The following is a 16642-nucleotide window of genomic DNA, read 5'->3' as shown; positions in this document are numbered from 1 at the left end:
AGCCCGGAAAGCGGAGCGCAGCCCCGAGGGCGGCCCCGGTCCGTCGCGACGCGGCGAAGGGCCGCCCCCTTGCGGGGACGGCCCTTCGTCGTCGGTCGCGGCGGACGCGGATCAGTCGCCGTTGCCGGGGGTCGGCGTCGTCTTCTGGATCTGCATCAGGAACTCGACGTTCGACTTGGTCTGCTTCATCTTGTCGAGGAGCAGCTCGATCGCCTGCTGCTGGTCGAGCGCGTGCAGCACCCGGCGCAGCTTCCAGACGATGCCCAGCTCCTCGGAGTTCAGCAGGATCTCCTCCTTGCGGGTGCCGGACGCGTCCACGTCCACCGCCGGGAAGATGCGCTTGTCGGCGAGCTTCCGGTCGAGCTTGAGCTCCATGTTGCCGGTGCCCTTGAACTCCTCGAAGATCACCTCGTCCATGCGGGACCCGGTGTCCACCAGCGCGGTCGCGAGGATGGTCAGCGAACCGCCGTCCTCGATGTTGCGCGCGGCGCCGAAGAAGCGCTTGGGCGGGTACAGCGCGGTCGAGTCGACACCACCGGAGAGGATGCGGCCGGACGCCGGGGCGGCGAGGTTGTACGCACGGCCCAGGCGGGTGATCGAGTCCAGCAGGACGACCACGTCGTGGCCCAGCTCCACCAGGCGCTTGGCGCGCTCGATGGCCAGCTCGGCGACCGTGGTGTGGTCCTCGGCCGGGCGGTCGAAGGTCGAGGAGATGACCTCGCCCTTCACCGACCGCTGCATGTCGGTGACCTCTTCCGGACGCTCGTCGACGAGGACGACCATCAGGTGGCACTCGGGGTTGTTGTGCGTGATCGCGTTGGCGACCGCCTGCATGATCATGGTCTTGCCGGTCTTCGGCGGGGCCACGATCAGACCGCGCTGGCCCTTGCCGATCGGCGACACCAGGTCGATGATCCGGGTCGTCAGCACGCCCGCCTCGGTCTCCAGGCGGAGCCGGTCCTGCGGGTAGAGCGGGGTCAGCTTGTTGAACTCCGGGCGGCCGCGGCCGTGTTCGGGCGCCATGCCGTTGACGGAGTCGAGGCGGACCAGCGCGTTGAACTTCTCGCGGCGCTCGCCGTCCTTGGGCTGGCGCACGGCACCGGTGACGTGGTCGCCCTTGCGCAGGCCGTTCTTGCGGACCTGGGCGAGGGAGACGTACACGTCGTTCGGGCCGGGCAGATAGCCGGAGGTCCGGATGAACGCGTAGTTGTCGAGGATGTCCAGGATGCCCGCGACCGGGATCAGGACGTCGTCCTCGGCGATCTGCGGCTCCTGTACGTCGTCGCGCCCGCGACGGCCACGGCGGTCGCGGTAGCGGCCACGGCGGCCGCGACGGCCGCCCTCGAAGTCGTCGTCGTCCTGCGGGCCGTTGTTCCGGTCCTGACGGTCCTGGCGGTCCTGCCGGTCCTGGCGGCCGCCGCCCTGCTGCTGGCCCTGCTGACGCTGGCCCTGCTGGTCGTCGCCCTTGCGCCGGTCACGGTCACGGTCGCGGTCGCGGTCACGACCGCGCTCGCGGCGGTCGCGGCGGCGGTTCTCGCCGCTCTCGCCCGCGTCGCCCTTGGCGTCGCCCTGCTGGCCCTGGGCCTGCTGCGACTGCTGAGCGGAGGCGTCGGCCTTGGCGTCGGCCTTCGGCTCGCTCTTCGCCTCGGCGGTGACCGTCTCCGGGCTGCCCGCCTCGGCGGTGGCACGGCGCCGGCGCCGCTCGGCGGGGGCGTCGTCTCCCCCAAGCTCTCGGCTTCGCTCGACCAGGGCGGGGCCCCCAGCCGGCTGGCCGGGAATCTCGATCTGCTGCTGCGCCACGGCCTTCTCGGCGGGCGCCTCGGCGGCCTTCTTGCCCGCGGCGGCGCTGTCGTCGCCCGTACGGGTGCGGGAGGTCGTGCGGCGCTTCGGCTTGGTCTCGGTGGCCTCACCGGTGGCGGGCGCGGCCTTCGCGGGGGCGCCCCCCTGGGCCTGCGCCTCCTTGATGACCTCGATCAGCTGGCTCTTGCGCATCCGCGCGGTGCCCCTGATGCCGAGGCCCGAGGCGACCTGCTGAAGCTCGGCCAGCACCATGCCCTCGAGGCCGGTGCCACGGCGACGCCGGGAGCCGGCACCGGTGGCAGGCGCGGAGGCGTCCGTGGCGGGCGCGGCAGCGGTCTCCTCGACACGTGCGCCCATCAGATCGGTGGTGTCGCTCACGAAGGGTCCTTCCCTGGAGCGGACGTCGGCCTGTCTGGCTCGGCGACCGGTTGTGCTGTCCGGCTTCGGTCCTTGCTGTGTGGACCGTGCCGGGGCGGTGGTCCGCCAAAGCGGCGGAAGAGATATCAGATGAGTGGCGCTGCCGCGACAGGACGTGGCACCTGGTGTCACGGCGTCACGTGGCGTGGTAGCACCGTTTCCGGAGCGTGCCCTGTGGACCGCTCAGCGTCCGCGTACGGCGTACTGCCCGGGTACGGCGTACGGAACACAGAGTGGCTTGGGGAGCTCCCGGAAGAAGGTTGGTCCCGAACGGGGACACGAAGCACCTCGCCATGGTGGGGTCGGGTGCAGACTTGAGATTAACACTACCGGATCCAACAAACATTCCCCCTCTCCACATCCGGCAATCGCGTGTCAGCCCGCCAGCGGGAGCACACAGGCGCCGGTCAGGTCGAGACTCAGCCGGTTGGCGGCCCAGCCGGTGCCCGCCAGGCGTTCCACCTTGTCGGCGGTGTCCACGTCGGCCATCGCCATCACCGTGGGCCCGGCGCCGGAGATGACCGCGGGGACGCCGTCCCCGCGCAGCCGCTCCACCAGCGCCGTGCTCTCCGGCATGGCCGGCGCGCGGTACTCCTGGTGGAGGCGGTCCTCGGTGGCGGGCAGCAGCAGCTCGGGGCGCCGGGTCAGGGCCTCCACGAGCAGGGCGGCACGGCCCGCGTTGACGGCCGCGTCGACATGCGGCACGGTGCGCGGCAGCAGGCCGCGCGCGGTCTCGGTCAGGACGGGTTTCGCGGGCACGAAAACCACCGGAACGATGGAATCGGAGGGCTCCATCCTGATCGCGCGGGCGGCGCCGGACTCCATCCAGGACAGCGTGAACCCGCCGAGCAGACAGGCCGCCACATTGTCCGGGTGGCCCTCGATCTCGGTGGCCAGCTCCAGCAGGGCCGCGTTGTCGAGGCGGGCCTCGCCGCCTATGGTCACGGCGCGGGCGGCGACGATGCCGGCGCAGATGGCGGCGGAGGAGGAGCCCAGGCCGCGGCCGTGCGGGATGCGGTTGGCGCAGACGATCTCCAGGCCGCGCGGCTGCCCGCCGAGCACGTCGAAGGCGGTGCGCAGCGACCGTACGAGCAGGTGTTTCTCGTCCCGGGGCAGGGTCTCGCCGCCCTCACCCGCGATGTCGATGTGCAGCCCGGAGTCGGCCACCCGCACCACGACGTCGTCGTAGAGCCCCAGCGCGAGGCCGAGGGCGTCGAAGCCCGGCCCGAGGTTGGCGCTGGTGGCGGGGACGCGCACCCGGACGGCGGCGGCGCGGAACGCTGGACCGGCCATCGCTCGTTGACTCTCCTTGAGCTGCGTGCTGGTCGAGTGACATTCGACCGCGTTTCGACGGACACGAGACGGACACGGGACGGACCCGAAGGGACCCTCGGGGCCGCGGGGAACGGCACGGCACCGCGTCATGCGAGGGCATATGCGGTGGGCGGGTTCCTCACAGCCTATCGAAGGAAGGTTCAGTGGCGACATAGGGCGCACAGGAGGCGCACGATGCGTGTCGCGAGCCTTCCCGTGCCCCCTGCCAGGGGTTCCCGGGTGAGGACGCGCCGGGAGGTCACGGGGTTGCGCGGCCCGGCAGAGGCGGGCGTCGCCCGCGCGGGCACCCGAGGGCGGCCGGGCGGACCCGCGCACGTACCGCGCGCACCTCCCCCGCGAGCCCCGCGTGCCGCCCGCGCGGCGCGTACGCCGCGCGGGCCGCCCGACACCACCTCCGGGGGCCGGGCAACGGGACGTCCCCGAGGGTCAGGCGAGGCCCAGCCGCTCGGCGGCCGTGGCCGCGTCGACCGGGACGGTGACCGGCTGCGGGGCGCCGGCGACGGCCCAGTCCGGGTCCTTGAGCCCGTTGCCGGTGACCGTGCAGACGATCCGCTGCCCCGGGTCCACCTTGCCCTGCTCGGCGGCCTTCAGCAGACCGGCGACGGACGCGGCGGACGCGGGCTCCACGAAGACGCCCTCCTGCGCGGCCAACAGCCGGTAGGCGCGCAGGATCTCACGGTCCGTCACCTCGTCGATGGCGCCGCCGGACTCGTCGCGCGCGGCCAGCGCGTACGACCAGGAGGCCGGGTTGCCGATCCGGATGGCGGTGGCGATCGTGGAGGGGTCCTTGACGACCTCGCCGCGCACGATCGGCGCGCTGCCGGACGCCTGGAAGCCCCACATGCGCGGGGTCCTCGTCGAGACCTTGTCGGCGGCGTACTCTCGGTAGCCCTTCCAGTACGCGGTGATGTTGCCCGCGTTGCCGACCGGCAGGACATGGATGTCGGGGGCGTCGCCGAGCATGTCGACGATCTCGAAGGCGGCGGTCTTCTGCCCCTCGATACGTACCGGGTTGACCGAATTGACCAGCGCCACCGGGTAGTTGTCGCTCAGCTCGCGGGCCAGCGTCAGACAGTCGTCGAAGTTCCCGTCGACCTGGAGGATCTGGGCGCCGTGCACCAGCGCCTGGCCCATCTTGCCGAGCGCGATCTTGCCCTGGGGCACGAGCACGGCGGAGACCATCTTGGCCCGCACCGCGTACGCGGCGGCGGAGGCGGAGGTGTTGCCGGTGGAGGCGCAGATGACCGCCTTGGCGCCCTCCTCCTTCGCCTTGGAGATGGCCATGGTCATGCCGCGGTCCTTGAAGGACCCGGTCGGGTTCGCGCCCTCGACCTTGAGGTGCACCTCGCAGCCGGTGCGCTCGGAGAGCACCTGCGCGGGCACGAGCGGCGTACCGCCCTCGCGGAGCGTCACGACGGGCGTGCTGTCGGACACCGGCAGCCGGTCCCGGTACTCCTCGATGATTCCGCGCCACTGGTGGGTCATTGCTGGTTACTCTCCTTCAACCCGCATGATGCTGGCGACGCCCCGCACGGTGTCGAGGCTGCGCAGCGCCGCGACGGTGCCGGTGAGGGCGGCGTCGGACGCTCGATGGGTGACGACGACGAGGGACGCCTCGCCGCCCTCCCGTCGCCCACCACCGCCCTGAACGACGGCGACCGCGTCGCCGCTGCCTTGATTTCTGCCCTGCTGCCGGACGGTGTCGATCGACACCCCGTGCTCGGCGAACACGGTGGCGACCTGGGCGAGGACGCCCGGTTTGTCGGCGACGTCCAGGCTGATGTGGTACCGCGTGACGACCTCGCCCATGGGCGAGACGGGCAGCGCGGCGTACGCGGACTCGCCGGGCCCGGTGGCCCCGCCGCGCAGGTTGCGGCAGACGGCGACGAGGTCGCCGAGGACCGCGGAGGCGGTGGGCGCGCCGCCCGCGCCGGGCCCGTAGAACATCAGCTGCCCGGCGGCCTCCGACTCGACGAACACCGCGTTGTACGCGCCGCGCACCGAGGCCAGCGGGTGGCTGAGCGGGATCATCGCGGGGTGCACGCGCGCGGTGACGGAGGCTCCGTCGGCCGCCCGCTCGCAGATGGCGAGCAGCTTGATGGTGCAGCCCATCTCCTTGGCGGAGGCGAAATCGGCGGCGGTGACCTCGGTCATGCCCTCGCGGTACACGTCGTCGAGCCGTACGCGCGTGTGGAAGGCGATCCCGGCGAGGATGGCGGCCTTGGCCGCGGCGTCGAAGCCCTCGACGTCGGCGGTCGGGTCGGCCTCCGCGTAGCCGAGCGCGGTCGCCTCGTCCAGGGCCTCCTGGTAGCCGGCGCCGGTCGAGTCCATCTTGTCGAGGATGAAGTTCGTGGTGCCGTTGACGATGCCGAGCACCCGGTTGACCTTGTCCCCGGCGAGGGACTCGCGCAGCGGGCGGATCAGCGGGATGGCGCCGGCGACGGCGGCCTCGTAGTACAGGTCGCGGCCGTGCGTCTCGGCGGCGGCGTGCAGGGCGGCGCCGTCCTGGGCGAGGAGGGCCTTGTTCGCGGAGACGACGGAGGCGCCGTGCTCGAACGCGGTGGTGATCAGGGAGCGGGCGGGCTCGATCCCGCCGATGACCTCGATGACCACGTCGATGTCGCCGCGTTTGACGAGGGCGGTGGCGTCGGTGGTGATGAGGGCGGGGTCGATGCCCTCGCGCACCTTGGAGGGGCGCCGGACGGCGACCCCGGCCAGTTCCACCGGGGCCCCGATCCGGGCCGTGAGGTCGTCGGCGTGCGTCGTCATGATGCGCGCCACCTCTGAGCCGACAACCCCACAGCCCAGCAGCGCCACCTTCAGCGGACGCGTACGCATCATCCGACCTCGTTTCCTCATACCGTCTACGGTTGGACCAGTCTCACTCACCGGACCGGAGTTTCTGCCATTTGTCCGGATCGTGAGACGTATATTTCATTTTCGCGCGGCCGGACGACGGAGATCTTCCGGCGCCTTCCCCGGCCGACGGAACTCGGGGCACCCGCGCGGGCGCCTCATCCGACGTCGAGGCGGAGGAGGTCGTCCTCCGTCTCCCGGCGGACGATGACCCGCGCCGCGCCGTCCCCGACGGCGACGACCGGCGGGCGCAGGGCGTGGTTGTAGTTGCTGGCCATCGAGCGGCAGTACGCGCCGGTGGCGGGCACGGCGATCAGGTCGCCGGGCGCGAGGTCGGCCGGCAGGAACGCGTCCTTGACCACGATGTCCCCGCTCTCGCAGTGCTTGCCGACGACCCGGACCAGCAGGGGCTCGGCGTCGCTCGTCCGCGACACGAGGGCGACGCTGTACTCGGCGTCGTACAGCGCCGTACGGATGTTGTCGGACATGCCGCCGTCGACGGACACATAGGTGCGCAGCCCCTCCAGCGGCTTGATCGTGCCGACCTCGTAGAGGGTGAAGGCGGTCGGGCCGACGATGGCGCGGCCCGGCTCGACGGAGATCCGGGGCGTGCGCAGCCGCGCGGCCTCGCACTCGCGGGTGACGATCTCGGTGAGCGCCTTGGCGATCTCGTGCGGCTCGCGCGGGTCGTCGTCGCTGGTGTACGCGATGCCGAGGCCGCCGCCGAGGTCGATCTCGGGCAGTTCCACCCCGTGCTCGTCGCGGATCTCCCGGAGCAGCCCGACCACGCGGTGCGCGGCGACCTCGAAGCCGGACATGTCGAAGATCTGCGAGCCGATGTGGCTGTGGATGCCGATCAGTTCGAGCCCGTCGAGCTTCAGCGCCCGCCGCACCGCCTCGGCGGCCTGCCCCCCGGCGAGCGGGATGCCGAACTTCTGGTCCTCGTGCGCGGTGGCGATGAACTCGTGGGTGTGCGCCTCGACACCCACGGTGACCCGGATCTGCACCCGCTGCCGCCTGCCCAGCGACTGCGCGATGTGCGCGACCCGCGCGATCTCCTGGAACGAGTCGAGCACGATCCGCCCGACCCCGGCGCCCACGGCCCGCTCGATCTCCGCCGCGGACTTGTTGTTCCCGTGGAAGGCGATCCGGTCCGCCGGCATCCCCGCCGACAGGGCGGTGGCCAGTTCGGTGCCGGAGCAGACGTCCAGGTTCAGCCCCTCCTCCGCCAGCCAGCGCACGACGGCCCGCGACAGGAACGCCTTCCCGGCGTAGAACACGTCGGCGTCCTGCCCGAAGGCGGTGCGCCAGGCGCGCGCCCGCGCCCGGAAGTCGGCCTCGTCGAGTACGTAGGCGGGCGTGCCGAACTCCTCGGCGAGCCGGGCGACGGACACCCCGCCGACGGTCACCGCCCCGTCCGCGTCCCGCGTGACGGTCTGCGCCCAGACCTTGGGGTCGAGGCTGTTGAGATCGGCCGGCGGGGCGGCGTAGTGCCCCTCGGACAGGACATCGGCGTGACGGGGCCCGGCGGGGTGTGCGGAACGGCTCATGTCGGTCAGTTCTCTCCGGCTTCTCTGACTACTCACTCAGAGGTGATCGGGTGCGTCGATGCCGAGCAGGGACAGGCCACCGGCCAGCACCGTCCCGGCGGCTTCGGCGAGGGCGAGCCGGGCACGGTGGGCGGCCGAGGGTTTCTCCTCCCCGACCGGCAGCACCGTCGGCAGCAGCGGCCACAGCCCGTCGGCGACGGCCACGAGCTGCCGGGCCAGCCGGTCCGGGGCACGGTGCGCGGCGGCCTGGGCGAGGACGCGGGGGTGGTCGGCGAGGGCGGTGAGGAGGGGGTCCGCCGTGCGGGTGCGGCCGGTGACGTCGGTGCGGCCGGTGATGTCGGTGTGTCCGGGTTCGGGGGCGAAGCCGAGGTCGGCGGCGTTGCGCAGGAGGGCGCGGGTGCGGGCGTGGGCGTAGCGCACCCGGAAGAGCGGGTTGCTCTCGCGCTGCGCGAGGTGCTCGTCCCCGACCCGGACCCGGTCGCGCCCGGCGGGATACAACAGCGCCCAGCGCCCGGCGTCGTGCCCGAGCGAGAGGAGTGCGTCGCGGTCGGCGGGGGCGACGGGGAGGGGCCGTACGTCGATGACGCGGTCGTCGGCGTCCGGCACCGGGACGCACCGATCGCCCTGGCGCTCCCCCTCCCCCCCGCCCGCGACCTCGATGCGGGCTTGGCTCCCCTGGGCCGCCAGCAGCCGGGCCAGCACCTCACCGACGACGAGGGCACGCGGCTCGGCGGCGCACCGCAGCAGGACGCGGGGGGAACGGCTGCTCTCCCCCTCCCCGTACCCGTACGACGGACCGCTGCGGAGGATGTCGGACACGAGGCGGACGGAGGCGGCCCCGGCCCGGTCCGCACGGAGGCTGATGTTGAGGAACCCGGGCCCGGTCACGGAGACGTCCCGGATGCCGTCGACGAGGACGAGCCGGTCGCGCAGCACTCCGGCGACGCGCAGGGCGCTCTGTCCGGCGGGCCGGGCGAGCTGGAGCGCGACGGTGGTGGCGTAGTCCCCGCACCCGCCCGGCCCCGGCGGCTTGACGACAACCCGCTCCGGAACGCTCACGCTCAGCTCCCCCGCGTCGACAGCACGACGCACCGCGTGCAACACGGTGCGGGAGAGCTCGACGGGGGTCACGGGACAAGCGTAGGGGAGGAGGGGGGTGGGTAGGCGAGCCGGTTTGCGCGGGGTATCGCGATGTGGACGCCGGAATGGTCATGCGGGGGCGGAAGGGGACGAAGTACCCCGCTTCCAGCTCAAGGGGCGGACAGCGAGGACTGCGCGGCCGGAAACCGAACGACGGCGGGCCCCCTGCTCCTCGTTCTCGTCCTAACTACGCCGACGCCCGGCGCGCTCGGCGTCCCCGTCCGCGCCGCCGCCGGGCCCGGCCCCCTCACCCCCGGCGCTGCCGGGCTGCTGCCCTCTCCCCCGCCCGTGCACCAACTGGAGCACGAGGCGTACGAGTTCGGACGGCTCGAAGGGCTTGGAGAGGAAGGCATCGACGCCGGCGTCGACACCGGCCTCGACCTCACCCCGGGAGCAGGCGCTGACGATGGCGAGCGGAAGGTCACGGGTACGGGGATCGGCGCGGAGCCGCGCGGCGGTCGTGAGCCCGTCGAGCCGGGGCATGACGACGTCGAGCGTGATCACATCGGGCCGCACCTGATGGACGACATCCAGACACTCGGCACCGTCGGCCGCGGTCACGACCTCGAGACCCTCTAGCTCGAGATTGACCCTGATCAGCTGCCGGATGACCTTGTTGTCGTCCACAACAAGCACCCGGCCGGAAGCCCCTGGCACAACTCGAGAGTAGGTCGCCCCCGGCCACCGCGTCCGGGTTTTCCCCACTTCCACCCCGTCCGGGGGACCCCCCACTCCCAGGTGGACGCCCCCGCCCCCGCCAAAACGTTCATGACCACCCCCCTGGAGCTGGTAGTGTTCTACCCGTCGCCGCGCAGGAAGCGCAGCCGACACGCCCCCGTAGCTCAGGGGATAGAGCAACGGCCTCCGGAGCCGTGTGCGCAGGTTCGAATCCTGCCGGGGGCACCCCTTGTGAGGTGCCTGAAGACCCCGACATCAGTGGAGACGCTGAGGTTGGGGTTTTCGCGTTCGGGCAGGCGAGTGCTGCTCGAACCTGACACCTGAGGGCCGCGATGCCACGCCGCAGGCGGCGATCCTCATTGGAATCAAGGAGCCCTACCCTCGCTGTCGTCGTTCTGGTCGTACGACCAGCGCTGGTGACAGGTGCTGGCGAAAGTGGCGCGCCATCGCCGGCAGTCGCTGGTCCTGGCAGATGGACAGATGAGTTGGGGGATCGCATGGATGTGACCGCACTTGCCGTCACGCTCATCAGCGTTGGAGGAACGCTGGGTGGAACGCTGGGCGGAGCAGTGATCAGTCGGCACGCCGTCCGGCAGCAGAACGAGCGTGTTGATCGTCAGCGGGCGGAGGAACGACATGCCCAAGCACAGCAGGCAAGGCGTGACCTCTACGCGCGTCTGAACACCGCGGCTCGCGCCTATCGGGTCGCAGCCCGAGACGCGGTTCGAGCAGCTGAACGCGCTGAAAGCATCGAGCCGACAGCCCTCGACGCAGCCAAAGAGGCTTGGGCAGAGGAATATTCACAGGCTCAAATGGCGTTGGCGAAGGATGTTCTCGAAGTAGCCTCCGCGCTCAACAGGGCGCTCGGGGTCGGGTACTCCATAGTCAAGCAATTGCCGAGCAGCGCAAACCTTGACAGGGCATACGACCGGGCGAATGCCTGGTTCGGCGGCCCGTTGTCCGACGGCGTGTACCTGCTCCGGGTCACGCTGCGACATGACCTCGGCGTCGAGGTCGATCCTGACTTCGAACGCACTCGCCTCCAAATGCTCGCTGCCCTCAGCAACGAGCGGAGGGACCTTGAGCATCTGCTCGCCTCCGAACACCCCCGGACCACCAGCTCCGCTTGACGCGCTGTGCGAACCATAAGGTCCCTGGACAGAAGCCGGATACCTTCAAAACCGTCAGGTAGCGCCGTTGGTAAAGGGAAGTCGCGCGAAAAAGTTCCGTCACCAGCGTGCATTCACTGAGCAATGCGTAGACCATCCGTGGACCAGAAATGAACAATCCGACGTTTCGGATTCTGTACGGCTCGCTCGGACCCGCGCAGCGATTCGTTCGCGGTCCGGTCCGTCACCTCCTGTTTCCTGCTGCTGCCCCTCGACGGGCTCTGTCGGAACGGGGCAGTAGGGCCTTCGCGGAGGTACGAGAGATGCCCTACTTCATGGTCAGGCCGTTGAGTTCGCACAACGTCCGGTGGTATTGGAGGTATGTCTCGTCGATCTGATGCTCGCCGTGTCGGCGCAGACGTCTCAGAGGCTCGCCATCACGGGTCCACTTCACCATGTCGTCGACATCGATGTAGATCTCCAGCCCGTCGAAGAGGACGTGGTGATTGGGGCACAGGCAGAGCAGGTTCTGCAGTTCGTCCGGTCCATCATGCGGGGACCCGAGGCCGCGGATATGGGCCGCTTCGCTGTAGGGCCTGCTCTTGTACCACAGGCAGGCGCCGCATACCTGACAAGCGTTGCCGTGCAGTCTCTTGACCTTGCTCACGATCGCAGGGTCTCGGACCGGTCGTGAGGAGGAGACGTCGCGCCGTGCTGCCGGACCGGTGCTCCGCTCCGTACCGGCTGTCTCGTCGGCGCCACCGTCCCCGCCGGGGCCGTCCTCGCTGTCGGCGGGCAACCCGTCCGCCGTGGCGTATCCCTCAAGGCCCGCCCGGCCGAGCAACTGACGGCGATCGACGTCGGCAAGATAGGTGCCACACAGCTTGACCACGGCTTCCAGGCGAGTCATCGGGTTTTGAAGCAGTTCGGCAGCAGCACTAGTGAGACCCGCTACGGGCTGGACCGTGTTGAACATTCCCACCTGCGGCATGGAAGCGGTCCCGTTCGCCATACCGTGCACCTCCCACATACCACTGCCCCGCAGATGCCAGAACGGGTATTCCGGGGTCACCTTGAAACCGGGCAGTCCGAACTCTGCAAGGAGCGGACCGACCTCCGCGCGGAAGCTGGCCCATGGCGTCAGGCGCGGCTTTCCCGTTGCGATCCGAGCGACTGCCCAAAGCAACGCCAAAGGCTGGTGGCGGCTGGGGGCCTTGTTCTCCGGGTGGCGATGGGTGTTGAGGGAGCCGAACCGCTCCAGTAGCTGGGCGGAGGTGAGGCGGGACGGCTGAGCAGGAGGTGCTACCGGAGGCTTGGCGGTAGCAGACCGGCTTCGCTCCGGAAAGAACGGGACAACGCGGCGGTAGTCCTCCGAGGACCGAAGGGCGAGGGTCCGCAGCGGTACCGGAATGTTCAGGCTTCGCAGTACGGGAGCGGCGAAGACGCGTGTGCGGAACTCCTCGATGTCCCCCAGCGCCATGATGTGTTCCCAAGTGGCGTCACCATCGTCGGTCCCCCAGACGGCCTGGGCCACGGGCGCGCTGTCGAACAGGTGGAGGATGCGGGCGCGGGCGATGAAGTGATTCTCCGCATAGAAGAACACGTCGTCGCCGACGCGCCTGTTCCGAAGAGCCCTGACCTTTTCGTTGTTGGTCTGCGTGGTGGGAGTGGAGCCCCACAGCCGGGCGACGCCGTCCCTGTACAGGTTGCCCAGGACATCCGCCTGGTCGCCGAGCACGTCCTTGATATCCGTGATCCGAATGCCCTGCCGTACGGACTTGGCGAAGTTGCGCGGGCCGCGATCCCGGGCCGTACCACGAGGCTGAAGCACCATCTGGGGCAGTGCCTGCGTCGGCTCCTCGACAGCGGCCTTGTCCTCCACCGCGAAGCCAAGCGCACGCAGACGATGCGCCACTGTGCGCGCACCCCCACTGAAGTCGGCGGCCTGAAGCAGATCGCCGACCGAATACAGGTGCGCCACCCCGACGATGGCCTTCGAGTCGTAGCGGTGACCGTCCAACACCAGCTCGTATGCCGCGGCCCGGCCGAAGCCGTACCGGCGGCGGAATGCCTCACGCCCCAGGCTCCTGCACTCCTCCACGGCAGCCAGTACGCCTGCGCGCGTCACATCTCCAAGTCCCATGCCGGAGAGATTAATAGGACCGTATGACATTGATTAAACGGAGGCTGCCTCCGCCTCTGCCGAGCAGAGCGCCGCAGCTGTGCAGGCTTCGGTGCGACTACGGCTCACTGCCGTCTAAGGGGCACAGCGACTGCCGATCACCAGGTTCACGAGCGGCGTTGGCCCCAGGACCTCGCAGGAGGTCAGAGCAATCGCGAAGGCCCATGGCTCGATGCCCACGCGAGCAAACCGCCCGTCTAGCCCCCGGCCCCGCCCAGGATGATCCGAGTGATCTCCACCCGCGACTGCGCGCCCAGTTTCCGGTAGGCGCGGGTCAGGGCTGCTTCCACTGTCTTGACGCTGAGGGCCAGGCCCGTGGCTATCTGGCGGTTGGTGGCGCCCTGGGCGGCTCGGGTGACGACGTTGCGTTCGGTGGAGGTGAGGTGTTCGGACCAGGAGGGGGTCTCGGGGAGGGGGGTGGGGACCGGGCGGTCGCGTTCGGTGCGGGTGAGGGTGACCCAGGAGCGGGCGCCGGCGCGGGTGAAGACGCGCAGGGCGTCGGCGAAGGCGGTGCGGGCGGCGGGTTCGTCGGCGCGGCGGCGGTGGAGGCGGGCGAGGGCGAGGCGGGTGCGGGCCTCTTCGAGGGGGTAGCCGGCGGCGTGGAGGCGGGCGGCGGCCCTCTCGTGGCCGGTGACCGCGCGGTCGAGGTCGCCGCGGGCGGCGTCGACGGTGGCGGCGGCGCGGTCGAGGGTGGCGAGGACGCCGGGGCGGCCGAGGCGTTCGGCCTGGCGGCGGGCGCGGGCGATGACCGCGCGGGCCTCGTCGGTGGCGCCGGTGAGGGCCAGGGCCTCGGCGAGGTCGGCGTGCCAGCGTCGGGTGGCGGGGTCGCGCTGGCCCTGGGCGGTCTCCAGCGAGCCGGTGCGGGCGAGGAGTTCGGCCGCTTGGTGGGGCTGGCCGCCGAAGAGCCTGATCCGGCCCTCGGCGTGCAGGGCGCGGGGCAGGAAGAGCCGGTCGTCGTCGTCCTCGCTGTGCCGGCGGGCGCTCTCGGCCGCGGCGAGGGCCTGGCCGAGGGTGCCGCCCGCGGTCTCGGCGAGCGCGAGCGTGTACCAGGCGGGGCCCTGGCTGAGCCCGGCCTCCTCGGTGATGCGCAGGCTCTGCCGGGCGAGGGCGAGGGCCGGTCGGCAGCGGCCGCGCAGGAGTTCGACCTGGGCGAGGCCGTTGAGGCACTGGCTGAGGCTGTCGGCCGAGCCGCGCTGGCGCAGCGTGTAGACGAGGGTGCGCAGTTCGGCGCGGGCCTCGTCCAGTTCGTCGCGTACCAGGTGGAAGCGGTGTTTGAGGTAGACGGGCCCGTTGTGGTGCGTCATGGCGTGCACGTCGTGCGGTGCGGCCAGGGCGGCGACGAGGGTGGCCTCGGCCTGAGGCAGGCCGAGGAAGAGTTCCAGGGCGGCCTGCTGGGTGAGGGCCATGAGTTCGGTGCGGCGGTCGCCGGTGCGGGCGGCGAGTTCGGCGGCGCGTACGGCGTGCTCCCGGGCGCGGGCCGCGCAGCCGCCGACCATCCAGGCGCGCCAGCTCATCCGGTAGTGGAGCTGGGCGAGCAGACCGGGGTCGCGTCCCGCGTCACGTACGGCCTCCGGGAAGACGTCGGCGATCTCGGCCATCGCCTGGCCACAGGAGTCGATGACCACGTTCCAGGCGCGTACCCGGTCGGCGGGGCGGTCCGCCTCGCCCAGGACCTCGTAGGCGAGCTGGCGGGCGAAGTCGAAGTCGCCGGCCTCGATGCCGTCCTCGGCGGCGGTCAGGCGGCGGTCGATGTCGACGCCTGTCTGGCCGGCGGGCGTGTACTCGGCGGCCATCCGGCCGAGTCGCGCCGCGGTCCTGGGTGCGCCGCGGCGGCGGGCGATGCGGGCGGCGGCGTCCAGGCCGGCGGCCACGGCCGGGTCGGGGCCCGCCGCGAGCCGGGCGATGTGGTGGGCGCGTTCGACGGGGTCGTCGGAGGCGTCGGCGAGCGCCCGGTGCGTCTTCTTCAGCTGGTCGTAGGGGGTCACCGTGCGGAGCACCACGGGGGTCAGCGGGTCCAGGAACCTGAGGGCGCCGTGGTCGGAGGTCCGCGGGAGGTCCAGCAGGCCGTGGCGTACGCAGGTGTCCACGTCGGACTCGGCGTGCGGGCGCCCGGCGCGGCGCAGCAGTTCCACGGTGGGGCGGACGGCGGCGCCTGCGGTGACCAGGGTGCGCCGGGCGCCGGCGGGCAGGGCGTCGATCCGGTCCAGGAGCGGGCGGCGCAGGGAGTCCGGGACGGGCAGCGGGTCGGTGGGCCCTGGCAGGTCGGCGCCGTGGATGCGCACGTGTTCGTCGAGGGCGGCGCTCAGCTCCAGGGCGGTACGGGGGTTGCCGCCGCTGGCCCGGTGCAGGCGGGCGAGGAGCGGTCGCGGCCAGGAGGGCTGGTCGTGCGCGTCGAGCAGTTCGGCGGTCTCGTGGGCGGTGAGCGGCGGTACGGGGATCCTGCGGGCCGGCGGCGGGCACAGCTCCTGTGCCTCGCGCGCGCTCCCGGTGCCGTCCGCGCGGTCGCCGGGGTGTCCGGGGCCGTCCCCTGACATGCCCGTGCGCAGGGCGACGAGGACACGGGGGCGCGGGTCGGGGCCGGGGCCGCAGCGCCGGGCGAGGAACCGGAGGATGTCGGCGGTCGGCGCGTCCAGCCACTGCGCGTCGTCGACGACCAGCAGGAGCGGCCCGTCGGCGCTCAGCCGGGTGAGGGCCTTGCGGACGGCGATGCGCAGGACGAGCGCGTCGCGGTCGGTGGCCGGAGCGGTCGCGGTGGCCGGGCCGGCCTCGGTGGCCCGACGGGTCATCGGGGACGGGAGGGCCACGCCGGACGGAAGGTCCATGGCGGACGGACGGACCATGGCGGGCGGGAGGACCATGGCGGGTGGAAGGATTCCCGCCGCCGCAGCGGACCTCCCGACCAGCCCCGCCCCTGCTCCTGCCCCTGCCCCTGCCCCTGCGACCAGCCCCGTCCCCGCCGCGAGGCCCGTTCCCGCCACGAGGCCGCTCCCGCCGCCGGGGAAGCCCCCCGGGCCCCCAGGGTCCCCCGGGTCCGGCGCGCCCGGCGCACTGCGCAGCAGCGCCGCTTCGAGCACGGCCCGCTCGTGGGGGGCGAGTCCGCCGAGGGCGTCGTCGTCGAGCGAGGACAGCAGGTCGATGAGGCCGAGGTAGGGGCTGTGCCGCTCGGCCGGGGACGGCGAGCAGCGCAGGACCCGGTGGCCGCGGGCGCTCGCCTCGGTGACCAGTTCGGTGACGACGGTGGTGCGGCCGATGCCCGCGGGTCCGGTGAGGAGCACGCCACCGCGGTCGGTCAGCTGGGCCCGGACGGTGTCGCAGAGGGCGCCGCGGGCGACGGCGGGCGGCCGCCGTCGTGCCGGGCCGTCCGTCGGCAGGGTGGTCGGCTCGGTCATCCGCAAGCCCTTCCGGACACAGCCTCGTCCATGACTCAGGTACGTCAGGAGCGGGTACGGGCGCGGGTCTGGTGACGCGTGCGCGTACGGGCGCCTGCACCGGAGCGCGTACGGGTGCGGGTACACGCGCCGTTGCTGATCATGGACCTGCCATTCACACCGCGCCGAATGTAGGACCGCTCCCGG

The 16642-nt window shown here is 71.9% G+C and carries 10 protein-coding genes and 1 tRNA gene; 2 read left to right on the top strand and 9 right to left on the bottom strand.

Going from position 1 to position 16642, the window contains the following annotated elements:
* Positions 1-111: 111 nt before the first annotated feature.
* From rho to A8713_RS21555, 7 genes are all read right to left on the bottom strand, one after another.
* Complete coding sequence (gene rho, locus A8713_RS21585) at positions 112-2178, bottom strand: transcription termination factor Rho (RefSeq protein WP_064535278.1); 2067 nt, start codon at positions 2176-2178, stop codon at positions 112-114.
* Between the two features lie 414 nt (positions 2179-2592).
* Positions 2593-3510: a homoserine kinase gene (gene thrB, locus A8713_RS21580; RefSeq protein ID WP_018571444.1), complete on the bottom strand. Its 918-nt coding sequence runs from the start codon at positions 3508-3510 to the stop codon at positions 2593-2595.
* Between the two features lie 468 nt (positions 3511-3978).
* The gene (gene thrC / locus A8713_RS21575) at positions 3979-5037 is read right to left on the bottom strand and encodes a threonine synthase (RefSeq protein WP_064535277.1); all 1059 of its coding nucleotides are present in this window, start codon (positions 5035-5037) and stop codon (positions 3979-3981) included.
* Between the two features lie 6 nt (positions 5038-5043).
* Entirely contained in the window at positions 5044-6393 is a 1350-nt protein-coding gene (locus A8713_RS21570) for a homoserine dehydrogenase (protein ID WP_173860887.1), read from the bottom strand.
* A 173-nt stretch (positions 6394-6566) separates the two neighbouring features.
* On the bottom strand, positions 6567-7958 hold the full coding sequence (gene lysA, locus A8713_RS21565) for a diaminopimelate decarboxylase (RefSeq protein WP_064535276.1): 1392 nt from the start codon (positions 7956-7958) through the stop codon (positions 6567-6569).
* Positions 7959-7994: 36 nt separating this feature from the next.
* Positions 7995-9089: an ArgS-related anticodon-binding protein NrtL gene (gene nrtL / locus A8713_RS21560; RefSeq protein ID WP_064535275.1), complete on the bottom strand. Its 1095-nt coding sequence runs from the start codon at positions 9087-9089 to the stop codon at positions 7995-7997.
* A gap of 192 nt (positions 9090-9281) precedes the next feature.
* Positions 9282-9836: a response regulator gene (locus tag A8713_RS21555; RefSeq protein ID WP_443069768.1), complete on the bottom strand. Its 555-nt coding sequence runs from the start codon at positions 9834-9836 to the stop codon at positions 9282-9284.
* A 93-nt stretch (positions 9837-9929) separates the two neighbouring features.
* Between A8713_RS21555 and A8713_RS21550 the strand changes: the two genes are divergently transcribed.
* Together A8713_RS21550 and A8713_RS21545 are read left to right on the top strand one after the other, a co-directional pair.
* A tRNA-Arg gene (locus A8713_RS21550) sits at positions 9930-10001 on the top strand.
* Positions 10002-10273: 272 nt separating this feature from the next.
* Positions 10274-10906: a hypothetical protein gene (locus tag A8713_RS21545; RefSeq protein ID WP_079159072.1), complete on the top strand. Its 633-nt coding sequence runs from the start codon at positions 10274-10276 to the stop codon at positions 10904-10906.
* Between the two features lie 307 nt (positions 10907-11213).
* On the opposite strand, the gene A8713_RS34365 is transcribed toward A8713_RS21545, so the two are convergent.
* The gene (locus tag A8713_RS34365) at positions 11214-13028 is read right to left on the bottom strand and encodes an HNH endonuclease (RefSeq protein WP_237305439.1); all 1815 of its coding nucleotides are present in this window, start codon (positions 13026-13028) and stop codon (positions 11214-11216) included.
* Positions 13029-13264: 236 nt separating this feature from the next.
* Positions 13265-16456: an AAA family ATPase gene (locus A8713_RS21535; RefSeq protein WP_064535272.1), complete on the bottom strand. Its 3192-nt coding sequence runs from the start codon at positions 16454-16456 to the stop codon at positions 13265-13267.
* Positions 16457-16642: the final 186 nt, after the last annotated feature.

The sequence above is a fragment of the Streptomyces sp. SAT1 genome, assembly GCF_001654495.1.
GTDB classification, from domain to species: domain Bacteria; phylum Actinomycetota; class Actinomycetes; order Streptomycetales; family Streptomycetaceae; genus Streptomyces; species Streptomyces andamanensis.
Note: the sequence above shows the minus strand (reverse complement) of the source record. Positions and strands in the feature narration are given on the sequence as shown.

Bases quoted from the DNA above. Each gene is read 5' to 3' on its own strand.
- thrC (WP_064535277.1), bottom strand. From the start codon at position 5,037: ATGACCCACCAGTGGCGCGGAATCATCGAGGAGTACCGGGACCGGCTG.
- thrB (WP_018571444.1), bottom strand. From the start codon at position 3,510: ATGGCCGGTCCAGCGTTCCGCGCCGCCGCCGTCCGGGTGCGCGTCCCC.
- lysA (WP_064535276.1), bottom strand. From the start codon at position 7,958: ATGAGCCGTTCCGCACACCCCGCCGGGCCCCGTCACGCCGATGTCCTG.
- A8713_RS21545 (WP_079159072.1), top strand. From the start codon at position 10,274: ATGGATGTGACCGCACTTGCCGTCACGCTCATCAGCGTTGGAGGAACG.
- A8713_RS21570 (WP_173860887.1), bottom strand. From the start codon at position 6,393: ATGATGCGTACGCGTCCGCTGAAGGTGGCGCTGCTGGGCTGTGGGGTT.
- A8713_RS34365 (WP_237305439.1), bottom strand. From the start codon at position 13,028: ATGGGACTTGGAGATGTGACGCGCGCAGGCGTACTGGCTGCCGTGGAG.
- A8713_RS21535 (WP_064535272.1), bottom strand. From the start codon at position 16,456: ATGACCGAGCCGACCACCCTGCCGACGGACGGCCCGGCACGACGGCGG.